Genomic DNA, 16,236 nt, shown 5'->3' with positions numbered 1-16,236 from the left:
GATAAATTGAAAGCTTTAGATATTTTTTATGAACAAAGCATTCTAGATGCTATTTTAAACGCCACAAGATTTCTTATTAATACAAATTCACTTGTTGGTAATGTTCAAAAAAATGTAAATAAGATTATTGATGATTTTATTAAAAATCATGTTTTAGTCATGAATTATGATCAAGCACAAAATCCAATACCCTTTTCTACTATTAACGGTCAATTTAGAGGAAAAGAATTAACTTATTTATATGATTGAAATGTGACCGAGATTAATAAACGGATTGGGATGCATGTACCTGCAATTCATAAAGGGGCTCAACAAACTCGCCAAGAAAGTTCGGCCGTTAATATTCAAACTAACAATATGCTCGAGCAAAAAATATTATTACGAGAAGAAGCCCATGCAAACTTTATTTACTTACTACTTAAATTTGACCACGACTTGAATGGCAACAGTTTTATTTCAAAAGAACTTGAAAAAATGACAATCAAAGTCAATTTGAATGTAACGACCACAATTGGTAAAGAAATTAATAATATTGATATGAAAGGACAAGAAAATGGCGGATTGAAAGACTAAACCAAGTCAAGAAAATGAAACTAAATATCGTGATTATGCAATTGATAATACTCCGCTCGACTTTGCAAATTATACCGAACAATCAGATCCTGACTTGCATACAATTTATAACGAAACAAGAAAACGCGAATTATATATTTACCCTTTAAACAACCTGATTAAAAACACAAATAAACCTAATTTATACTTTTACTTTTCTCCCAATGTTGTTAAAATTGGCTTTATTGACCCTTTAGAAGTTAAAAAAACGATTGCTTATGAAGTTAGTGACTTTAATTTAGAATTAGATGCTCGCATTGCTACTAATATTCAAGATAACAGTGTTGAATATACTATGGGCGATGCTAAGACTATAATTTTTCAAGATGAAAGTTTACACGGAAAATTTAATCTTCATGTCGTTTCCATTGGTAAAACGGCAAACGAAAATAATTTGGATGAATTGTATATTAGACTTGGTACATAACCTTTAATTTTATCTACTATTTTGATAATATTATTTTCTAGATGAAGCACAAATGTTAGATAAATATAAAGATGAAAGTGAATTTTATAGTTTGGTAGGTGCAAAATGTTATAGTTATGTACCAAGTCTAATGTTTTTAAAATAATATTTTAGCTGTTGAAAAGCTCAATAAGTATGATATTATTATTGTTGTGATATTGATTTTATAAAGGAGAACTAAAATGTCAAGGAAATGTGAAGTAACTGGTAAAAGTGTTCTGTCTGGTAATAAGCGTTCTCATGCCATGAATGCATCAAGAAGAAAATGAAATGTTAATTTACAAACTGTAAAAGTTGAAATTGATGGCCAAGTAAAAAAAGTTAAAATGTCAACTCGTGCTTTAAGAACATTAAAGCGCAAAGGAATTTAATACTACATAAAAAAATGACTAATATTATTTAGTCATTTTTTTCATTTTTTTACTAATTGTTAAAATACCACAACCTTGTTTAATATTGATTTTCCCTTTAAGTGCTTCTAATTCATTACTAATAAAATAATTGTCATATGGTTTTAATTCATAATTTTCAGTTAAAGGATATTTAAAACCTTTTAAATTTAATTTAGTATGCATTAACGGTAAAAAATCAAAATAACGATATTCAAGATATTCAGTTTTTAAAAAAATGTGGTGCTATTAATAAATGTAGAAACCATATACATATGACAAGATTTTGGTTTCTACAAACTTGCTGTTAATTAATAGACTTCTTGCATTACTTATTTATTAAACAAAATTCCTATAAAATATATTTAAAATAGAAATTATAAGGAATTTAAGATTATGAAATTTGATAAATTTAATTTTATTAATGATAAAGAATTATTACGATTAACTGGAATAAAGCAAAGTACTTTTAATAAAATGTTAAATATTTTAAAAGAAGCTGAGTTAAAAAAGTTTAAAAGAGGTGGTAAAAATAATAAATTATCATTAGAAAATAGATTATTGATGACTTTATCATATTGACGAGAATATCGTACTTATTTTCATCTTGGTAAAAGTTTTGATATTAGTGAAGCTAGTTGTTATCGAAATATCAAGTGAATTGAAGATATTTTAATCAAACATCCTGATTTTCAACAACTTGCTGGTAAAAAAAGCATTAATAAATGATTATTTTAATAAGTAATGCAAGAAGTCTAATAAATAAATACGAGCTCATTTATTTATTACAAGAAATATAAGGTTAAATTAATATTTATTATTTTTAGTTATGCCTTGTATTTTTTTGTGCCTTGTTGTTGATAAACTAAGTTTTTTAGTAAACGAAGTTTACTAACAAGTTATGTTAATTTAGTTTAAAGAAAGAGTTTAAAGAGAAATATATTGAACTAAGTTAAAAGACTAAGTTAAATATAACTAAGTTAATATAACTAAATATTGTAAGGGTGGTATGTATATGAGAAATATTGAAAATATTTTTTTAAATACTGAAAAATATCTTTTGAAAGAAACGCAAAATGCAGTACTTATTAAAGCACCAGCAATTCCCTGATTGTATGAATCTACTGGTATTTGGTTTTCAAAACGATTTGTTTATAAAGGAAAATATGAGAATTCTATTTGTATCGGAATAATTAAAGATGGTGAGTATCAGTTGGTTTTAGTTAATAATAAGAAAGGTCAAGAATCTAGTTTGATTTTAGGTCATGAGTTGTTAGGTTTTTTTGTTGCAGAGAAAGAGATTGCTAAAAAGGATGTAAGTTTTAATTATTTTAAAAATTCATTTTAAAGGTGTTTTAAGGCATTTTAAGAATAGAGGTAAAGAAAAATATAGTTTAAAAAAATTTAGGTTGGTTTTTAAGGTGTTTAAACGGTGCGGAAAGCGTATGCTCCGCCCGTTAATTATCAATGTTAGTTTGAGTTATTTAACTAAGTTATTGCATTTTTTGATTTAATGTAGTAAAAAAATTAATTTTGGAGTTTTAGAAATGAAAATGTGAGTTAGTGTGGATGAGCCTGGCAAAGATTATTGTCAAGAGTTTATATATTAGACTTGGTACATAACTATAACATTTTATGCCGACTAAACTATAAAATTCATTTTTATCTTTGTATTTATCTAACATTTGTATTTCATCTAAAAAATAATTATCAAAATAGTAGATAAAATTAAAGGTTATGTACCAAGTCTATTCTATTAATAAAAAAACCGGATTAGAACAAAAAATTTGAGCGTCTAAATCTGCAGTTGATTCTGTTAGAACTGATTTAGTTGGTGATAATTGACTTTGTTTTGATTTTGTTGAACATAATTGTTTAAAAAAATAAATTAATTAGAAAATTAAGGAGAAAAGAAAGATGAGTATATTTGGATTAGTGTTTTTTACGATTTTAACATTATTACTAGCATATTATATTGCTGTTAATATTTATCGGTTTTTTAAAGATAAAAAGAAATATGGTAGTGAAGCAAAACAGCTACCAAAAGATTTTACTTATTCACAACGAATATTTATTGCAAAGTTTAAGCGAAATTTATTAGAACAAGATGAAAAAGAAATTAAAAAGTAGGTTTAGAAAATGTTTAAAAAAATAATTATTGAATTAATTGAATTAATTTATCCAACTGCCGATTTACCGCCCCAAGTTGTATTTTTGTTTTCAATTTTAATAATTGTAATGTTGTTTTCAGCCATTATTTTTCTACTCTTTTGACCTTTTAAGCGGTAATTATTATGTTTTTAGTTGCTTGAAAAGATTTAGATTGAGAAATGACAAAATTGTATTTTTGGGATTTATTTATTCAAATTAAAGTTATTCCGGCGTGAGTTTCTGGTAAAGAAATTGATTTAACCAAAGAACTACTTTGACTTTTAATAGCAAATATTGCGTTTTGAATGGTATTAGTAATTATTGTCTTATTTATGGTTATTTTATTTTATAAAGTTAAATCATATTTTGTTTAGAAAGGGGGTGATTATATGATTCGAACTTTCTTAGCAGAAGCACCGGCAGTAGCTGTTACTGGCGAGCAAGCGGTTATTAACTTATGAAAAGCGTTAATTGGAGCGTTTGGTCACATTTGAACCGATATTATTGGTGGTAATATGCCTAATGTTGTTAATTTTTTTGCTACATATTGAGTTTTCTTGCTTGGTGTAATTATTGGTTTATTTTTAATTGCTTTCAAAATGTTTGAAAAATTAATGCCCGGCAGATAGTAATAAAAATAAAGAAAGTGTGATTTAAGTGACGCTATTGTTTAAAAAAATAAATTTAACATTATATGATTTTGTCGCTTTAAATCGCACTTTATTTATTATTGCGTGATTCTATGGTGCGATTTTGCATTATTATAATCCTCAAAGTTGAAGAATAGACTTCTTGCATTACTTATTAAAATAATTACAAATTATTTGTAATTATTTTAATAAGTAATGCAAGAAGTCTAATAATTGTTTTATCATTAAAATAATCATTTATTAATGCTTTTTTACCAGCAAGTTGTTGAAAATCAGGATGTTTGATTAAAATATCTTCAATTCACTTGATATTTCGATAACAACTAGCTTCACTAATATCAAAACTTTTACCAAGATGAAAATAAGTACGATATTCTCGTCAATATGATAAAGTCATCAATAATCTATTTTCTAATGATAATTTATTATTTTTACCACCTCTTTTAAACTTTTTTAACTCAGCTTCTTTTAAAATATTTAACATTTTATTAAAAGTACTTTGCTTTATTCCAGTTAATCGTAATAATTCTTTATCATTAATAAAATTAAATTTATCAAATTTCATAATCTTAAATTCCTTATAATTTCTATTTTAAATATATTTTATAGGAATTTTGTTTAATAAATAAGTAATGCAAGAAGTCTAATATTAAAAAATCCTACTTGGGCCCAACTAATAACAAAAATTGAAGGTTAAACCTTTAATAACTAAATTTAAAAACTGTTAAAATACTACCTTTCTAAGGTGATATTCTATGGTGACAAATACCCGCGCCCTTAAACAACCAAACAATTTTTTCTTTTTTTTATTTTGTCAAAATAGAAAAGCAGTATTTAAATTTAAATACTGCTTTAATAAAAATATTTTTAATCTTAATTTAAATTAGATAATTAACAAATATATTAAAATTAAAAATCAGGTTATTTCTACATAACACATATAAGAAATATTTTTCTCTTTTAATTAAAAATGTTAAATTTTATTCTATTCCTAGTCAATCGCCTTCAGTGTTGGTCATAATGACAAAACCATCATTTTCATTATCTAATATTTCAAAATAACCATTTATTTGTTCAAAATGAAGTAGTATTACTTTTACAAAAGTGTTGAAATCTTCATTTGTGACACTTCCGCCTCAGCCAGAATGGTCATTTATAATAAATTTATTTTTAATAATTTTAGTAATGGTTGCTTGTGAATTTTTATTTTGTTTGATTTCATTTCATGTGGTTTTGTTAATTTTTAATTGATCATGGGCGAGAAATTTATATCATTTTTCAATGTTATCATAAACATTATGATGAATTGAAGTTGGCAACGCCATATCAGGTGTTGCATGATGATGAAAAGCAAAATACATTCATGTTTCGACAATTGCAATGCCACCAATCACCAAGGATAAGCCTAAAGTTTCCGGAGCCAGAGTGGCGGCCGCACCGGCTTCCCCGGCTATAACCCCGCCTTCAACTGCTGCTGTTTCAGCAACAGTAATTGTTCCTGCAATTTCTAACCCTTCTGCTGAACTTTCTGCTAAAAGAGGAGTCATTTCCATTGCTTCTGCACTGCCCGCAACATTAGCACCAGCAGTAGAACCAGAAACAGTCATTTTTGTTCCATAAGCTATTAAAGCACCCCCACTTAAAGCTGCTAATCCAGTATTTGTTAATTTTTCTTTAAAAGCTTTTTTATCGTTTTCCGATAATGTTTGATAGTAACGATTAATTTCATTTAATTTTTTTAATTTTTCTTCTTTTGAAAGAGCGTTGTATTGATTTATTGCCTTAGCAGTTGTTGTTTGTAAATTTTCCATATTTGTATTGATGGGTTGATTTCCTGCCGGGGCATTTTGTTTTATTTCGTCTTTATTGTTTTTAATTAAGTTAATTTCTAAATTTTCATCATTTTTTAAACTATCATCTTCTGTTTTTTTATCTACAAAATGATATTCATCTTTTTGTAATGGGGTTGCTGTTGGTTCTGGTGCCTTGGCAATATTATTACCTTGATTAGCATCATCATCTTCATTATTTTTAGCCAAAATGGTGTGGTGTTGACCATGGTCATCAACTTTTGCTAATTTAATTGCGTTCGCCTCTGGTTTTGGCGTGGTTGGTAGTAAATTATCTGGCCTCTTGGTTATATCAACGACCAGGACATTTCCCTGATTGTCATTAATAGCAATAGGCTGATTTGTTCGATCTTCTTCTGGTGGTAAAGCAAAATTATAATGATTGTGAATACCCGAACCTTTTTCAAGCTCAACATAAGATATCGCGATGTTATTATTATTTGCATTTTGATGCACGGGTTGATATGGGCTATCAGTACCAACACCAATATTAGCATTTAAAAGATTACTCATGGCCAATATTTCTGGTGTCCCCCCTCATGTTGAGGGTTGTCGCATTATTGCCAAGTAATTAGAAGCAATTTCATTATTTTCTTGAATAAGATTTCGAAATATTAATTCACCATTGCGAGTTATAATGGTATCTAAATTTCTTTCAATATAATCGACAACGCGATTACGAAAGACAATTCTTACCAATCTTTGGGCGGTGGCATCTTGATATCATGCTTGCGTATTCGTATTATTTTCTACATCAAATTGTTGGAATAAAGTTTGTATATATGATAAATAACTTAATTGTAATTCACCAAATAATTGAATGAATCGATTGCTAAATTCTTCATCATTATTTCTCGCTGGAAATAAATAAGCTGTCGCTATGGATCAAAATAAACAACTATTATCGGCTGGCACATCATACAGATTATTGTGATTTGTTACTTCTCTAGTGGTTTGGTTTTGTGCGCCACTATTTTGTTGTGAACTTCCAGCACCATTTACATTTGTATTACTGTTAGCCCCTTGATTAGTTGCATCGCTATTGCCATTTGACCCAGGACTACCATCATTATTACCAGAAGCATTTTGGCTTGGACCTGAACTGTCTCCTAATTTACCAACGGTAAATGTCACTGTAACTTCGCCAGGATAATAACTCTCGTCATTTCGTTTAATAACTGCATGAGTTTCATTACTATTTTCTTGTACTTTAACTTGATTAATATCTAAGTGAGAATTTAATTCCTTAACACGCTTTAAAATTGTCTGTTCTTGCTTATCTGATATTTCTCCTAAACCAGTTTCAGTAATAACATCCGCCAATTTAATTTTTAATAATTGTTCTAATTCTTTTTGAGCGGCTTGTAAATCGTTTTCAATTTTTGTTTTATGTTCTGGTGTTAAATTTTGAAGATTTTTTAGTAATTGATTACATACTTCTATTTTTTTATTTAGTTCAACAAATTTCTCTAAAAGATTTATCACTTCTGTGTGGCCTTTTCGGTTCGCAACATCTAAAGGGCCAACACCTAAATTAATTTTTTCATTGACATCAGCACCGTTGGCGAGTAGCAATTTTACAATTGCCAGATAACCGTTTTGTGCTGCTAAATGTAAAGGAGTAATACCATTTTCTGCTTTTGCATTAATATCAGAACCATGCTCTAACAATAATTTAACAATTTCTATATTATTATTTTGTATTGCGCCCATTATCGGAGTGTTTTTATAATTATTAATCGCATTAACATTAATTTTATTTTTACTATTTTGATTTGTTAATAATTCTTTTGCAAATGTAAAATTATTTTCCCATATTGTTAGATGCAAAATGGTGTTATTGTCATTATCTATAATAATATTTACATCAGCTCCATTATCAAGTAGTAATTTTACAGTTTCTACATTGTTATCTAGTTTATTACAAAAATATAAAGGAGTTAAGCCATTACTATCTTTGGCGTTGATGAAATTTTTAAATTCTACATTATCTACATTATTAAATTGCTCTTTTGTTTTTGAAATCAACAGTTTAACAACATCAGTATGACCATTTTCCGCAGCAACATGCAACGCAGTTCGTCTATTGCTTGTATTTGCATTAATATCAGAACCATGCTCTAACAATAATTTAACAATTTCTGTATAACCTTTAGCTGCTGCATAATGTAAGGGGGTCGCACCATTTTTTGCTTTTGCATTGACATCAGCACCGTTGGCGAGTAGCAATTTTACAATTGCCAGATAACCGTTTTCTGCTGCATAATGTAACGGCGACAAAACATTTTCAATCATTGCATTAACATTAATATTGGCATATTTTAATAATTCTTTAACAACATCTATATTTTTCTTTATTATTGCAAAGACCAAGGGCGTATTTATTCCATTTCCATTATTATCTAGAATATTGATAACAATGCCAGAACAACTTAATAATGATTTAACAATTTCTATACGATTAAAATATGCCGCAAGATGCAACGGTGATAATCTGTTTGAATAATCATTTATTATTTTTGAATTTAACCTAATTAATAATTTAGTAATATCTAAATTATTTTGTTCAATAGATAAGCCTAAAAGACTAATATCACCGCTACTAAAATTACGAATAATTTCCTTAATTTCTTCTTCAAGTTCTTTTTTCTGTTGTTCACTTATAGAATCAGAAGATAAATTATTTATTGTTTCTGAATTTGAGAGATTCCTAATAATTTTTATAAAATTTATTGTCTTATTAACAAAATCATCTTTTAATGCTTTCTCATTTTGATTTGCATTTTTATTAAATCATGTTGCTAACTCGTTAGTTAATTCTTGTTCATTTTTGAAGTTTAAAAGATTATCTAAATTTTTTATAAGAACTTCTCTTTTTTGAAAAATGAAATCATTTAATTTTTTCATTTTAATTAATTCATTTCAAATTTTTATTCTAAATTCATTAATCTGTTTTGAATATTTGTCTCATTTATTTAATTGGTCTTTATAATCTCCTCAATTTATTTCTTCATTTTTCCCATCAATGGTGTCTTGAACAACCTTCAATATATTTTTTAAGTCGTTTTTTAGTTCATCAACATTTCTAATTTCTGCAAAAATTTCTAAAGTCTTTTCATCACATTGAAACCGCATCGCCTCACTAGTAATAAAAACTAATCGCACTAAATGTTGTTTTATTTTATTATTATCTTTTATATTATGTTTTGATAATGCACTAATAGAATCGTCTATATTCGAGTAAGAAATAACGAAATTATCATTATTTAAATGACAATAATTACTATTATAACCTAAATTTATTGACTCTTGAATATTTAAGTCCTGTTTCTTAATTTCTTTTACTTGCGAATCTTTAAAATAAAAATATTTATTATCTTTATTTACAAATCCTTGGACATAAAAATCTTTTAAATTAATTACTAATTTTATACTTTGCTGACTACTATTTTTTTTTAATGTTAAGATTAATATTTTTTCGTTGTTGATATGGTTCGCTTTAGCTCACTCAGCCATTTTTGGTTGTAGTTCTTCTAAAATTTCAATCAGTGTTTCCCGCTTATCAGGGGTACTTATAAGCCCGCCCATATTGATGGTTCTTAAAGGATCAATTTGGTTATTTTTCATAAAGTCTTTTAACATTTTTTGAATATTGTCAGAATAATTTTTATTTAAAGCAATTTCTTTTTTAATGAATTCAACTTGATTATCTGTTGTGCTTGTTGAAGGTTGTTCGTTTTGTGGTTTTGTAGTACTACTTTTTGTTGGGGTGGCTTTTTTATTTTTTTGTTTTTTTGGTGCTTGTCTTTTTTGCCGCGTTAATGTTTCTGGACTGTTTTTAATTTTTGCTTTATTGTTATTAGGTTTATTGGCAACTAAGGGGCCGGCGGCATTACTAGTTAGTAAAATTACCCCTAGTAATTCTAAAAGTTTTTTCATACTAATCAAATTCCTTTCCTGAATTTTTACCAATTAATAAAATTTATTAAATAATCAACATGCTTTTTCCAAATCTTAGTCTGGAATCTATTCACTTTGCATTTTCATTATATACCGTCAAACAAAAAAATTCTATTTTTACTATATTAGACTTCTTACAATATTGTGATAGTAACTGAAAATTGTATTATTGAAGCAAATAAATTTAACTTTGTTAAAATTACTACCAAGAAAGGCGATTTTTTATGTTAGAAATTAATAATAATGTAAAAACCCCAGAAAATAAACATTGATTCAGTTTATTTACAACCCATAAAAATATGTACACCAACAAATGCGAACAACTAGCTAATGAATATGAAAAATTAGATGAATACTTATATAAATATCATTATCGCTTAAAACAAGGTTATAAAGTAGTTCATTTTGCACCAAGAACAATTATTACAATTTTTGGTGATGTTACTTTTAAACGACGCCGATATAAATATTGAAATCAAAAATCAGGTAAATTTGAATATGTATGTTTGTTAGATAAAGAAATTGGTCTATTACCCAAACAACGCATTTATTTTGATGTCCAATTTAAAGTTTTAAGTCTTTTGGGTGATGGTAAACGATATCGCGATGTTTTAGATGCTCTAAATCATTATTATATTTCAAAAGCTAGTATTTCAAGCATTTTAAATAAATATGATATTGTCGAATATTTTCAACTAGCAGAAAAAGAAACTAAAACTAGAATTGATGTCAAAAATAAGGACTTATATATTCAACTAGATGAGACATTTTTAGCAACATTAGATCAGAAAGTTAAACAAGACCAAAGAATTCGTTTAGTTACTTTTCATACAGGACATAAAGAAAAAAATTACAAAAATGCTCGTAGAGAGTTAGAAAATAAACGAGGTCATTTTCTAATGTTAAAAGTTGGTAAACGAATAAATACGATGGGTTATCGTGATTTATTAATTAGAGAATTACAAAAACATTATGTGAATATTAATTATGACAAAATAATTTTTTGTGGTGATGGTGCTACTTGAATTAGAGAAATTGCTAATAGTTTTGGTAATGTTAGATACATTTTAGATAGTTATCATGCTATTAAAAAATTAAAACAAACTACATTTAATATTATTTTTGAAAATCGCAAAGTAACACTAAATAGTTGAATTAAATTATATAAGGATGGAAATCATCAAGATTTAGTAAAAAACATTCGTAATGTTGCTAAAAATGAATTAAATAAAGATATTAAAATAAATTTAAGAAAGGCGAGTAATTATTTCAGTAATAATAAGCAAGGTATTCATCATCAAAATTTAGAATAGACTTCTTGCATTACTTATTTATTAAACAAAATTCCTATAAAATATATTTAAAATAGAAATTATAAGGAATTTAAGATTATGAAATTTGATAAATTTAATTTTATTAATGATAAAGAATTATTACGATTAACTGGAATAAAGCAAAGTACTTTTAATAAAATGTTAAATATTTTAAAAGAAGCTGAGTTAAAAAAGTTTAAAAGAGGTGGTAAAAATAATAAATTATCATTAGAAAATAGATTATTGATGACTTTATCATATTGACGAGAATATCGTACTTATTTTCATCTTGGTAAAAGTTTTGATATTAGTGAAGCTAGTTGTTATCGAAATATCAAGTGAATTGAAGATATTTTAATCAAACATCCTGATTTTCAACAACTTGCTGGTAAAAAAGCATTAATAAATGATTATTTTAATGATAAAACAATTATTATTGATGCTACAGAAACACCCATTCAACGCCCAAAAAAAGACAAAAACAATCTTATTCAGGAAAAAAGAAAAAACACATTATTAAAACACAAGTAATTATTGAAAAAGAAAGCAAAATAATTATTGCAACAAATTTTTCTCTCGGTAAAAAGCATGATTTTTGTTTATTTAAAGAATCAAAAATCCCAATTTTAAAAAATACTAAATTAATAGTTGATAATGGTTATCAAGGAATACAAAAAATTCATAGTAATGTTCTAATACCTAAGAAAAAAACAAAGAAAAACCCTTTAAATAAAGAACAAAAACATAATAATAAATTAATTTCAAAAATGAGAATTATTATTGAAAATATTTTTGCTATTCTTAAAAAATTTAAAATTATTACTGAAAAATATCGTAATCGTAGAAAACGATTTAGTTTAAGATTTAATTTAATTGCTTCAATTTATAATTTGCAATTATAGATAACATAAAATATTTATTTAAAAGCCAAATTGTAAAGTTAAGTGCAACTAAATTATTTTTCTAACCAAATATTCGATTGGTGAAAGATAATTTAGTATTTTTCTTGGTCTTTGGTTTAAAGACAATATAAATTTATGAACTGCATTTTTAGTAGTATTTGAAAAATTAAATTTTTTAGGAAATTTTTCTCTAATTAAACCATTAGTATTTTCATTAGTACCTCTTTGTCAAGGCGAATACGCATTAGCAAAATAAATTTTCACATTTAAATTTTTTTCAAGTTGTTGTCAATTAGAAAATTCTTTACCCCTATCAAATGTTATAGTCTTAACAAGATTATTTGGAAGAATTGATAAATAATGGCTAATGTTTTCGTTAACAACTTTAGTAGTTCTATTTTCAACTAACATTGCTAAAGTAAATCTTGATGTTCTTTCAACTAAAGTTATTAAACATGATTTACTTTTACCTCGTGATGATACTACAGTATCACCTTCTCAATGACCAACAGTTATACGATTATTAACATTAATATTTCGTTCTTTAATTGATTTACCATTAAATTTACCGCGATTTTCTTGAGATTTTCGTTTCTTACCTTTTCTTCTTAAATTTTTATTAGTAACTTTTTCAAGTAATCCAGAATAAATTCAATTGTAAATTGTTTTAAAACTAATAATTCATTCTTTATGAAAATTTTTAATTCTGCCATAAATTTGTTCAGGCGATCAACCTAATAGTAATTTTTGTTGTACATATTTTACTAATTCTCTATTTTTAAACTTATGAAAATAAACATGTGATTGTTTTCTATTTTCTGCTTTATTTTGTGCAATTAATGAAAAATAATGATTACTATCTTTATTTCTATTGACTTCTCGAATAATAGTACTAATACTTCGATTAAGATTTTTAGCTATTTCACTAATTTTTACTTTAAACTTCAATTGATTCTCAATATAAATTCTTTCATATATGCCAAGATGTTTGTAACCCATATAAAAACTCCTTGCTTTGTTTTTTCTAAAATAAACTTAGCATCATGAAATTTTTATATGAGATTTTTTGCAATTTTATTTACTTGCACTTACAAGTATAATTCAGCAAAATTAAATTTAAATAATAAAATAATTTTTTGTTGTGTCAAAATTTACACATTTAATAAAATCCATAAGTATTAACCTAATAAAAGTTAGAAATTACTATATAGTATTTTTTATTTACAAATAATTTGTAATTATTTTAATAAGTAATGCAAGAAGTCTAATCTAAAATAGTAGTAATATAAGGTTGAATTTGATTTTCTAATAATTTTTTATCAATTCATTTAAAGTTTTCATCATCAATTTGTTCTAATTGTTTTAGATCACCAACACAATTGGTAGTTATGTTATAATTGAGAAGGATTAAAGATTATGTATCAATTACAATGAAGGGGATTTTTAATAAATGAAAAAATTGATTAGTTTATTAGCAACAATTAGTTTAACCGTAACAACAGTGAATTCGGTTGTCGCATGTAATAATAAAGAAGACAAAGAGGAAAATAATGATTTTGGGATGACAATTAATGGCTTCAAAGGAGAAATTCATAGAATAATTAGTGACAAAAAAAATAAGCTTTATGTTGGAACAAAAATTATTAACGATGATTATGACCTTAAAGGAAAACTTTACAGTGTTGATCTTGAAAACAATAATAAAGTAACAGAAATTACTGGAATTGAAGGTTCGGTTTATAATTTATCTATTTGAAACGATAAGCTTTATGTTGGAACAAAAAAACTCGATAGACAAGGGACTCTTTACAGTGTTGATCTTAAAGACGATAATAAAGTAACAGAAATTACTGGAATTGAAGGAGAAATTCATAATTTATTTATTTGAAACGATAAACTTTATGTTGGAACAAAAACTGGACATGACGAAGGAAAACTTTATAGTGTTGATCTTAAAGACAATAATAAAGTAACAGAAATTACTGGAATTGAAGGAGAGGTTGATGCTTTAATTGTTTTAAATAATAAGCTTTATGTTGGAGCAGTTGCCAAATACATTTCCAACGAGGGTAATTTTTACAGTGTTGATCTTGAAAACAATAATAAAGTAACAGAAATTAATAACATTGTTTTAAAAGGAACAATTTTTTCGTTTGCTATTTATAATAAATTGCTTTATATTGGAACAACAGAAAAAAATGATGGATCGGGTAGTCTTTATAGTGTTGATCTTGAAAACAATAATAAAGTAACAGAAATTACTGGCATAAAAGGAGAAGTCTATAGATTAATTACCCAAAAAAATAAACTTTATGTCGGAACAAGAACCGGAGATTACGAAAATTACCAAGGAAAACTTTACAGTGTTGATCTTGAAAACAATAATAAAGTAACAGAAATTGATAATATTTCAAATTTTAATGTTTATGGATTGGCAGCTATTGATGACTATATTTATATTGGAATGTCAAGTCTTGATAGTAATATTTTAGGGGCGCATAAAGTTTTGTTAGGTAGGAAAATGTTTAAATAATTTTGAAAGAAAAGCAATTAAAAATTTATTACCTTTTTACTTGAAAAATAAGTAATAAAACAAAATATTTAATATTAACAAACATATTCTTAATAAAAGGTTATAAAAACAACATTAGACTTCTTGCATTACTTATTAAAATAATTACAAATTATTTGTAAATAAAAAATACTATATAGTAATTTCTAACTTTTATTAGGTTAATACTTATGGATTTTATTAAATGTGTAAATTTTGACACAACAAAAAATTATTTTATTATTTAAATTTAATTTTAAATAAATATTTTATGTTATCTATAATTGCAAATTATAAATTGAAGCAATTAAATTAAATCTTAAACTAAATCGTTTTCTACGATTACGATATTTTTCAGTAATAATTTTAAATTTTTTAAGAATAGCAAAAATATTTTCAATAATAATTCTCATTTTTGAAATTAATTTATTATTATGTTTTTGTTCTTTATTTAAAGGGTTTTTCTTTGTTTTTTTCTTAGGTATTAGAACATTACTATGAATTTTTTGTATTCCTTGATAACCATTATCAACTATTAATTTAGTATTTTTTAAAATTGGGATTTTTGATTCTTTAAATAAACAAAAATCATGCTTTTTACCGAGAGAAAAATTTGTTGCAATAATTATTTTGCTTTCTTTTTCAATAATTACTTGTGTTTTAATAGTGTGTTTTTTCTTTTTTCCTGAATAAGATTGTTTTTGTCTTTTTTTGGGCGTTGAATGGGTGTTTCTGTAGCATCAATAATAATTGTTTTATCATTAAAATAATCATTTATTAATGCTTTTTTACCAGCAAGTTGTTGAAAATCAGGATGTTTGATTAAAATATCTTCAATTCACTTGATATTTCGATAACAACTAGCTTCACTAATATCAAAACTTTTACCAAGATGAAAATAAGTACGATATTCTCGTCAATATGATAAAGTCATCAATAATCTATTTTCTAATGATAATTTATTATTTTTACCACCTCTTTTAAACTTTTTTAACTCAGCTTCTTTTAAAATATTTAACATTTTATTAAAAGTACTTTGCTTTATTCCAGTTAATCGTAATAATTCTTTATCATTAATAAAATTAAATTTATCAAATTTCATAATCTTAAATTCCTTATAATTTCTATTTTAAATATATTTTATAGGAATTTTGTTTAATAAATAAGTAATGCAAGAAGTCTAATATTAAAAAATCCTACTTGGGCCCAATTAATAACAAAAATTGAAGGTTAAACCTTTAATAACTAAATTTAAAAACTGTTAAAATACTACCTTTCTAAGGTGATATTCTATGGTGACAAATACCCGCGCCCTTAAACAACCAAACAATTTTTTCTTTTTTTTATTTTGTCAAAATAGAAAAGCAGTATTTAAATTTAAATACTGCTTTA

Annotated in this window: 19 protein-coding genes; 14 read left to right on the top strand and 5 right to left on the bottom strand. The window is 25.6% G+C overall.

Annotated elements, in window-relative coordinates; all coding sequences use genetic code 4:
• Positions 1-6: 6 nt before the first annotated feature.
• From AAHJ00_RS04850 to rpmB, 3 genes are all read left to right on the top strand, one after another.
• On the top strand, positions 7-573 hold the full coding sequence (locus AAHJ00_RS04850) for a hypothetical protein (RefSeq protein ID WP_342223616.1): 567 nt from the start codon (positions 7-9) through the stop codon (positions 571-573).
• A complete protein-coding gene (locus AAHJ00_RS04845; protein WP_342223615.1) occupies positions 554-1,039 on the top strand; it encodes a hypothetical protein in 486 nt (161 codons plus the stop codon). The genes AAHJ00_RS04850 and AAHJ00_RS04845 overlap by 20 nt, the downstream gene beginning before the upstream one ends.
• A gap of 221 nt (positions 1,040-1,260) precedes the next feature.
• Complete coding sequence (gene rpmB / locus AAHJ00_RS04840) at positions 1,261-1,449, top strand: 50S ribosomal protein L28 (RefSeq protein WP_338981403.1); 189 nt, start codon at positions 1,261-1,263, stop codon at positions 1,447-1,449.
• 24 nt (positions 1,450-1,473) lie between these two features.
• Here rpmB and AAHJ00_RS04835 read toward each other — a convergent pair whose 3' ends face one another.
• Positions 1,474-1,653, bottom strand: coding sequence for a hypothetical protein (locus tag AAHJ00_RS04835; protein ID WP_342223614.1), 180 nt, complete (start codon positions 1,651-1,653; stop codon positions 1,474-1,476).
• A gap of 210 nt (positions 1,654-1,863) precedes the next feature.
• Here AAHJ00_RS04835 and AAHJ00_RS04830 point away from each other — a divergent pair, with 210 nt between their 5' ends.
• From AAHJ00_RS04830 to AAHJ00_RS04800, 7 genes are all read left to right on the top strand, one after another.
• Positions 1,864-2,205 carry a transposase family protein gene (locus AAHJ00_RS04830; protein ID WP_342223613.1) on the top strand — a complete coding sequence of 114 codons (342 nt, stop codon included), beginning with the start codon at positions 1,864-1,866 and terminating at the stop codon, positions 2,203-2,205.
• A gap of 277 nt (positions 2,206-2,482) precedes the next feature.
• Positions 2,483-2,815 (top strand): hypothetical protein, encoded by a 333-nt coding sequence (locus AAHJ00_RS04825; protein WP_342223612.1) that lies wholly within the window; start codon positions 2,483-2,485, stop codon positions 2,813-2,815.
• A gap of 389 nt (positions 2,816-3,204) precedes the next feature.
• Positions 3,205-3,354: a hypothetical protein gene (locus tag AAHJ00_RS04820; protein WP_342223611.1), complete on the top strand. Its 150-nt coding sequence runs from the start codon at positions 3,205-3,207 to the stop codon at positions 3,352-3,354.
• A 30-nt stretch (positions 3,355-3,384) separates the two neighbouring features.
• Positions 3,385-3,597, top strand: coding sequence for a hypothetical protein (locus AAHJ00_RS04815; RefSeq protein ID WP_215825617.1), 213 nt, complete (start codon positions 3,385-3,387; stop codon positions 3,595-3,597).
• Positions 3,598-3,761: 164 nt separating this feature from the next.
• Entirely contained in the window at positions 3,762-3,992 is a 231-nt protein-coding gene (locus AAHJ00_RS04810; protein ID WP_342223610.1) for a hypothetical protein, read from the top strand.
• A 15-nt stretch (positions 3,993-4,007) separates the two neighbouring features.
• Positions 4,008-4,247 carry a hypothetical protein gene (locus tag AAHJ00_RS04805; protein WP_342223609.1) on the top strand — a complete coding sequence of 80 codons (240 nt, stop codon included), beginning with the start codon at positions 4,008-4,010 and terminating at the stop codon, positions 4,245-4,247.
• Positions 4,248-4,284: 37 nt separating this feature from the next.
• Entirely contained in the window at positions 4,285-4,431 is a 147-nt protein-coding gene (locus tag AAHJ00_RS04800) for a hypothetical protein (protein ID WP_342223608.1), read from the top strand.
• Here the strand turns inward: AAHJ00_RS04800 and AAHJ00_RS04795 are convergent, their stop codons facing one another.
• Together AAHJ00_RS04795 and AAHJ00_RS04790 are read right to left on the bottom strand one after the other, a co-directional pair.
• Positions 4,432-4,833: a transposase family protein gene (locus AAHJ00_RS04795; RefSeq protein ID WP_342223607.1), complete on the bottom strand. Its 402-nt coding sequence runs from the start codon at positions 4,831-4,833 to the stop codon at positions 4,432-4,434. It abuts the gene before it with no gap.
• Between the two features lie 415 nt (positions 4,834-5,248).
• Complete coding sequence (locus AAHJ00_RS04790; RefSeq protein WP_342223606.1) at positions 5,249-10,057, bottom strand: ankyrin repeat domain-containing protein; 4,809 nt, start codon at positions 10,055-10,057, stop codon at positions 5,249-5,251.
• 245 nt (positions 10,058-10,302) lie between these two features.
• Here AAHJ00_RS04790 and AAHJ00_RS04785 point away from each other — a divergent pair, with 245 nt between their 5' ends.
• Positions 10,303-11,391: an Mbov_0401 family ICE element transposase-like protein gene (locus AAHJ00_RS04785; protein WP_342223605.1), complete on the top strand. Its 1,089-nt coding sequence runs from the start codon at positions 10,303-10,305 to the stop codon at positions 11,389-11,391.
• 78 nt (positions 11,392-11,469) lie between these two features.
• Positions 11,470-12,293 (top strand): IS5 family transposase gene (locus AAHJ00_RS04780; RefSeq protein WP_342223604.1). Its coding sequence is split into 2 segments (ribosomal slippage): positions 11,470-11,866 and positions 11,866-12,293, totalling 825 coding nucleotides; the frame shifts between segments, so codons are not numbered across the junction.
• A 48-nt stretch (positions 12,294-12,341) separates the two neighbouring features.
• Here the strand turns inward: AAHJ00_RS04780 and AAHJ00_RS04775 are convergent.
• Positions 12,342-13,292: an IS30 family transposase gene (locus tag AAHJ00_RS04775; RefSeq protein ID WP_342223478.1), complete on the bottom strand. Its 951-nt coding sequence runs from the start codon at positions 13,290-13,292 to the stop codon at positions 12,342-12,344.
• A gap of 57 nt (positions 13,293-13,349) precedes the next feature.
• Between AAHJ00_RS04775 and AAHJ00_RS04770 the strand changes: the two genes are divergently transcribed.
• Together AAHJ00_RS04770 and AAHJ00_RS04765 are read left to right on the top strand one after the other, a co-directional pair.
• Positions 13,350-13,475 (top strand): hypothetical protein, encoded by a 126-nt coding sequence (locus tag AAHJ00_RS04770; protein WP_342223603.1) that lies wholly within the window; start codon positions 13,350-13,352, stop codon positions 13,473-13,475.
• A gap of 268 nt (positions 13,476-13,743) precedes the next feature.
• Positions 13,744-14,826, top strand: a complete 1,083-nt coding sequence (locus AAHJ00_RS04765) for a lipoprotein (protein WP_342223517.1) — start codon at positions 13,744-13,746, stop codon at positions 14,824-14,826.
• A 296-nt stretch (positions 14,827-15,122) separates the two neighbouring features.
• Here the strand turns inward: AAHJ00_RS04765 and AAHJ00_RS04760 are convergent.
• Positions 15,123-15,946, bottom strand: a protein-coding gene (locus tag AAHJ00_RS04760) for an IS5 family transposase (RefSeq protein WP_342223477.1) whose coding sequence is annotated in 2 segments (ribosomal slippage) — positions 15,123-15,550 and positions 15,550-15,946 — 825 coding nt in all. Because the reading frame shifts where the segments join, the coding sequence is not laid out codon by codon here.
• Positions 15,947-16,236 lie beyond the last annotated feature (290 nt).

Origin of the sequence: Spiroplasma endosymbiont of Asaphidion curtum (assembly GCF_964031085.1) — a bacterium.
Classification (GTDB): Bacteria; Bacillota_I; Bacilli_A; order Mycoplasmatales; family Nriv7; genus Nriv7.
The sequence above is the reverse complement of the archived record's forward strand: the minus strand, read 5'-3'. Positions and strand labels throughout refer to the sequence as shown.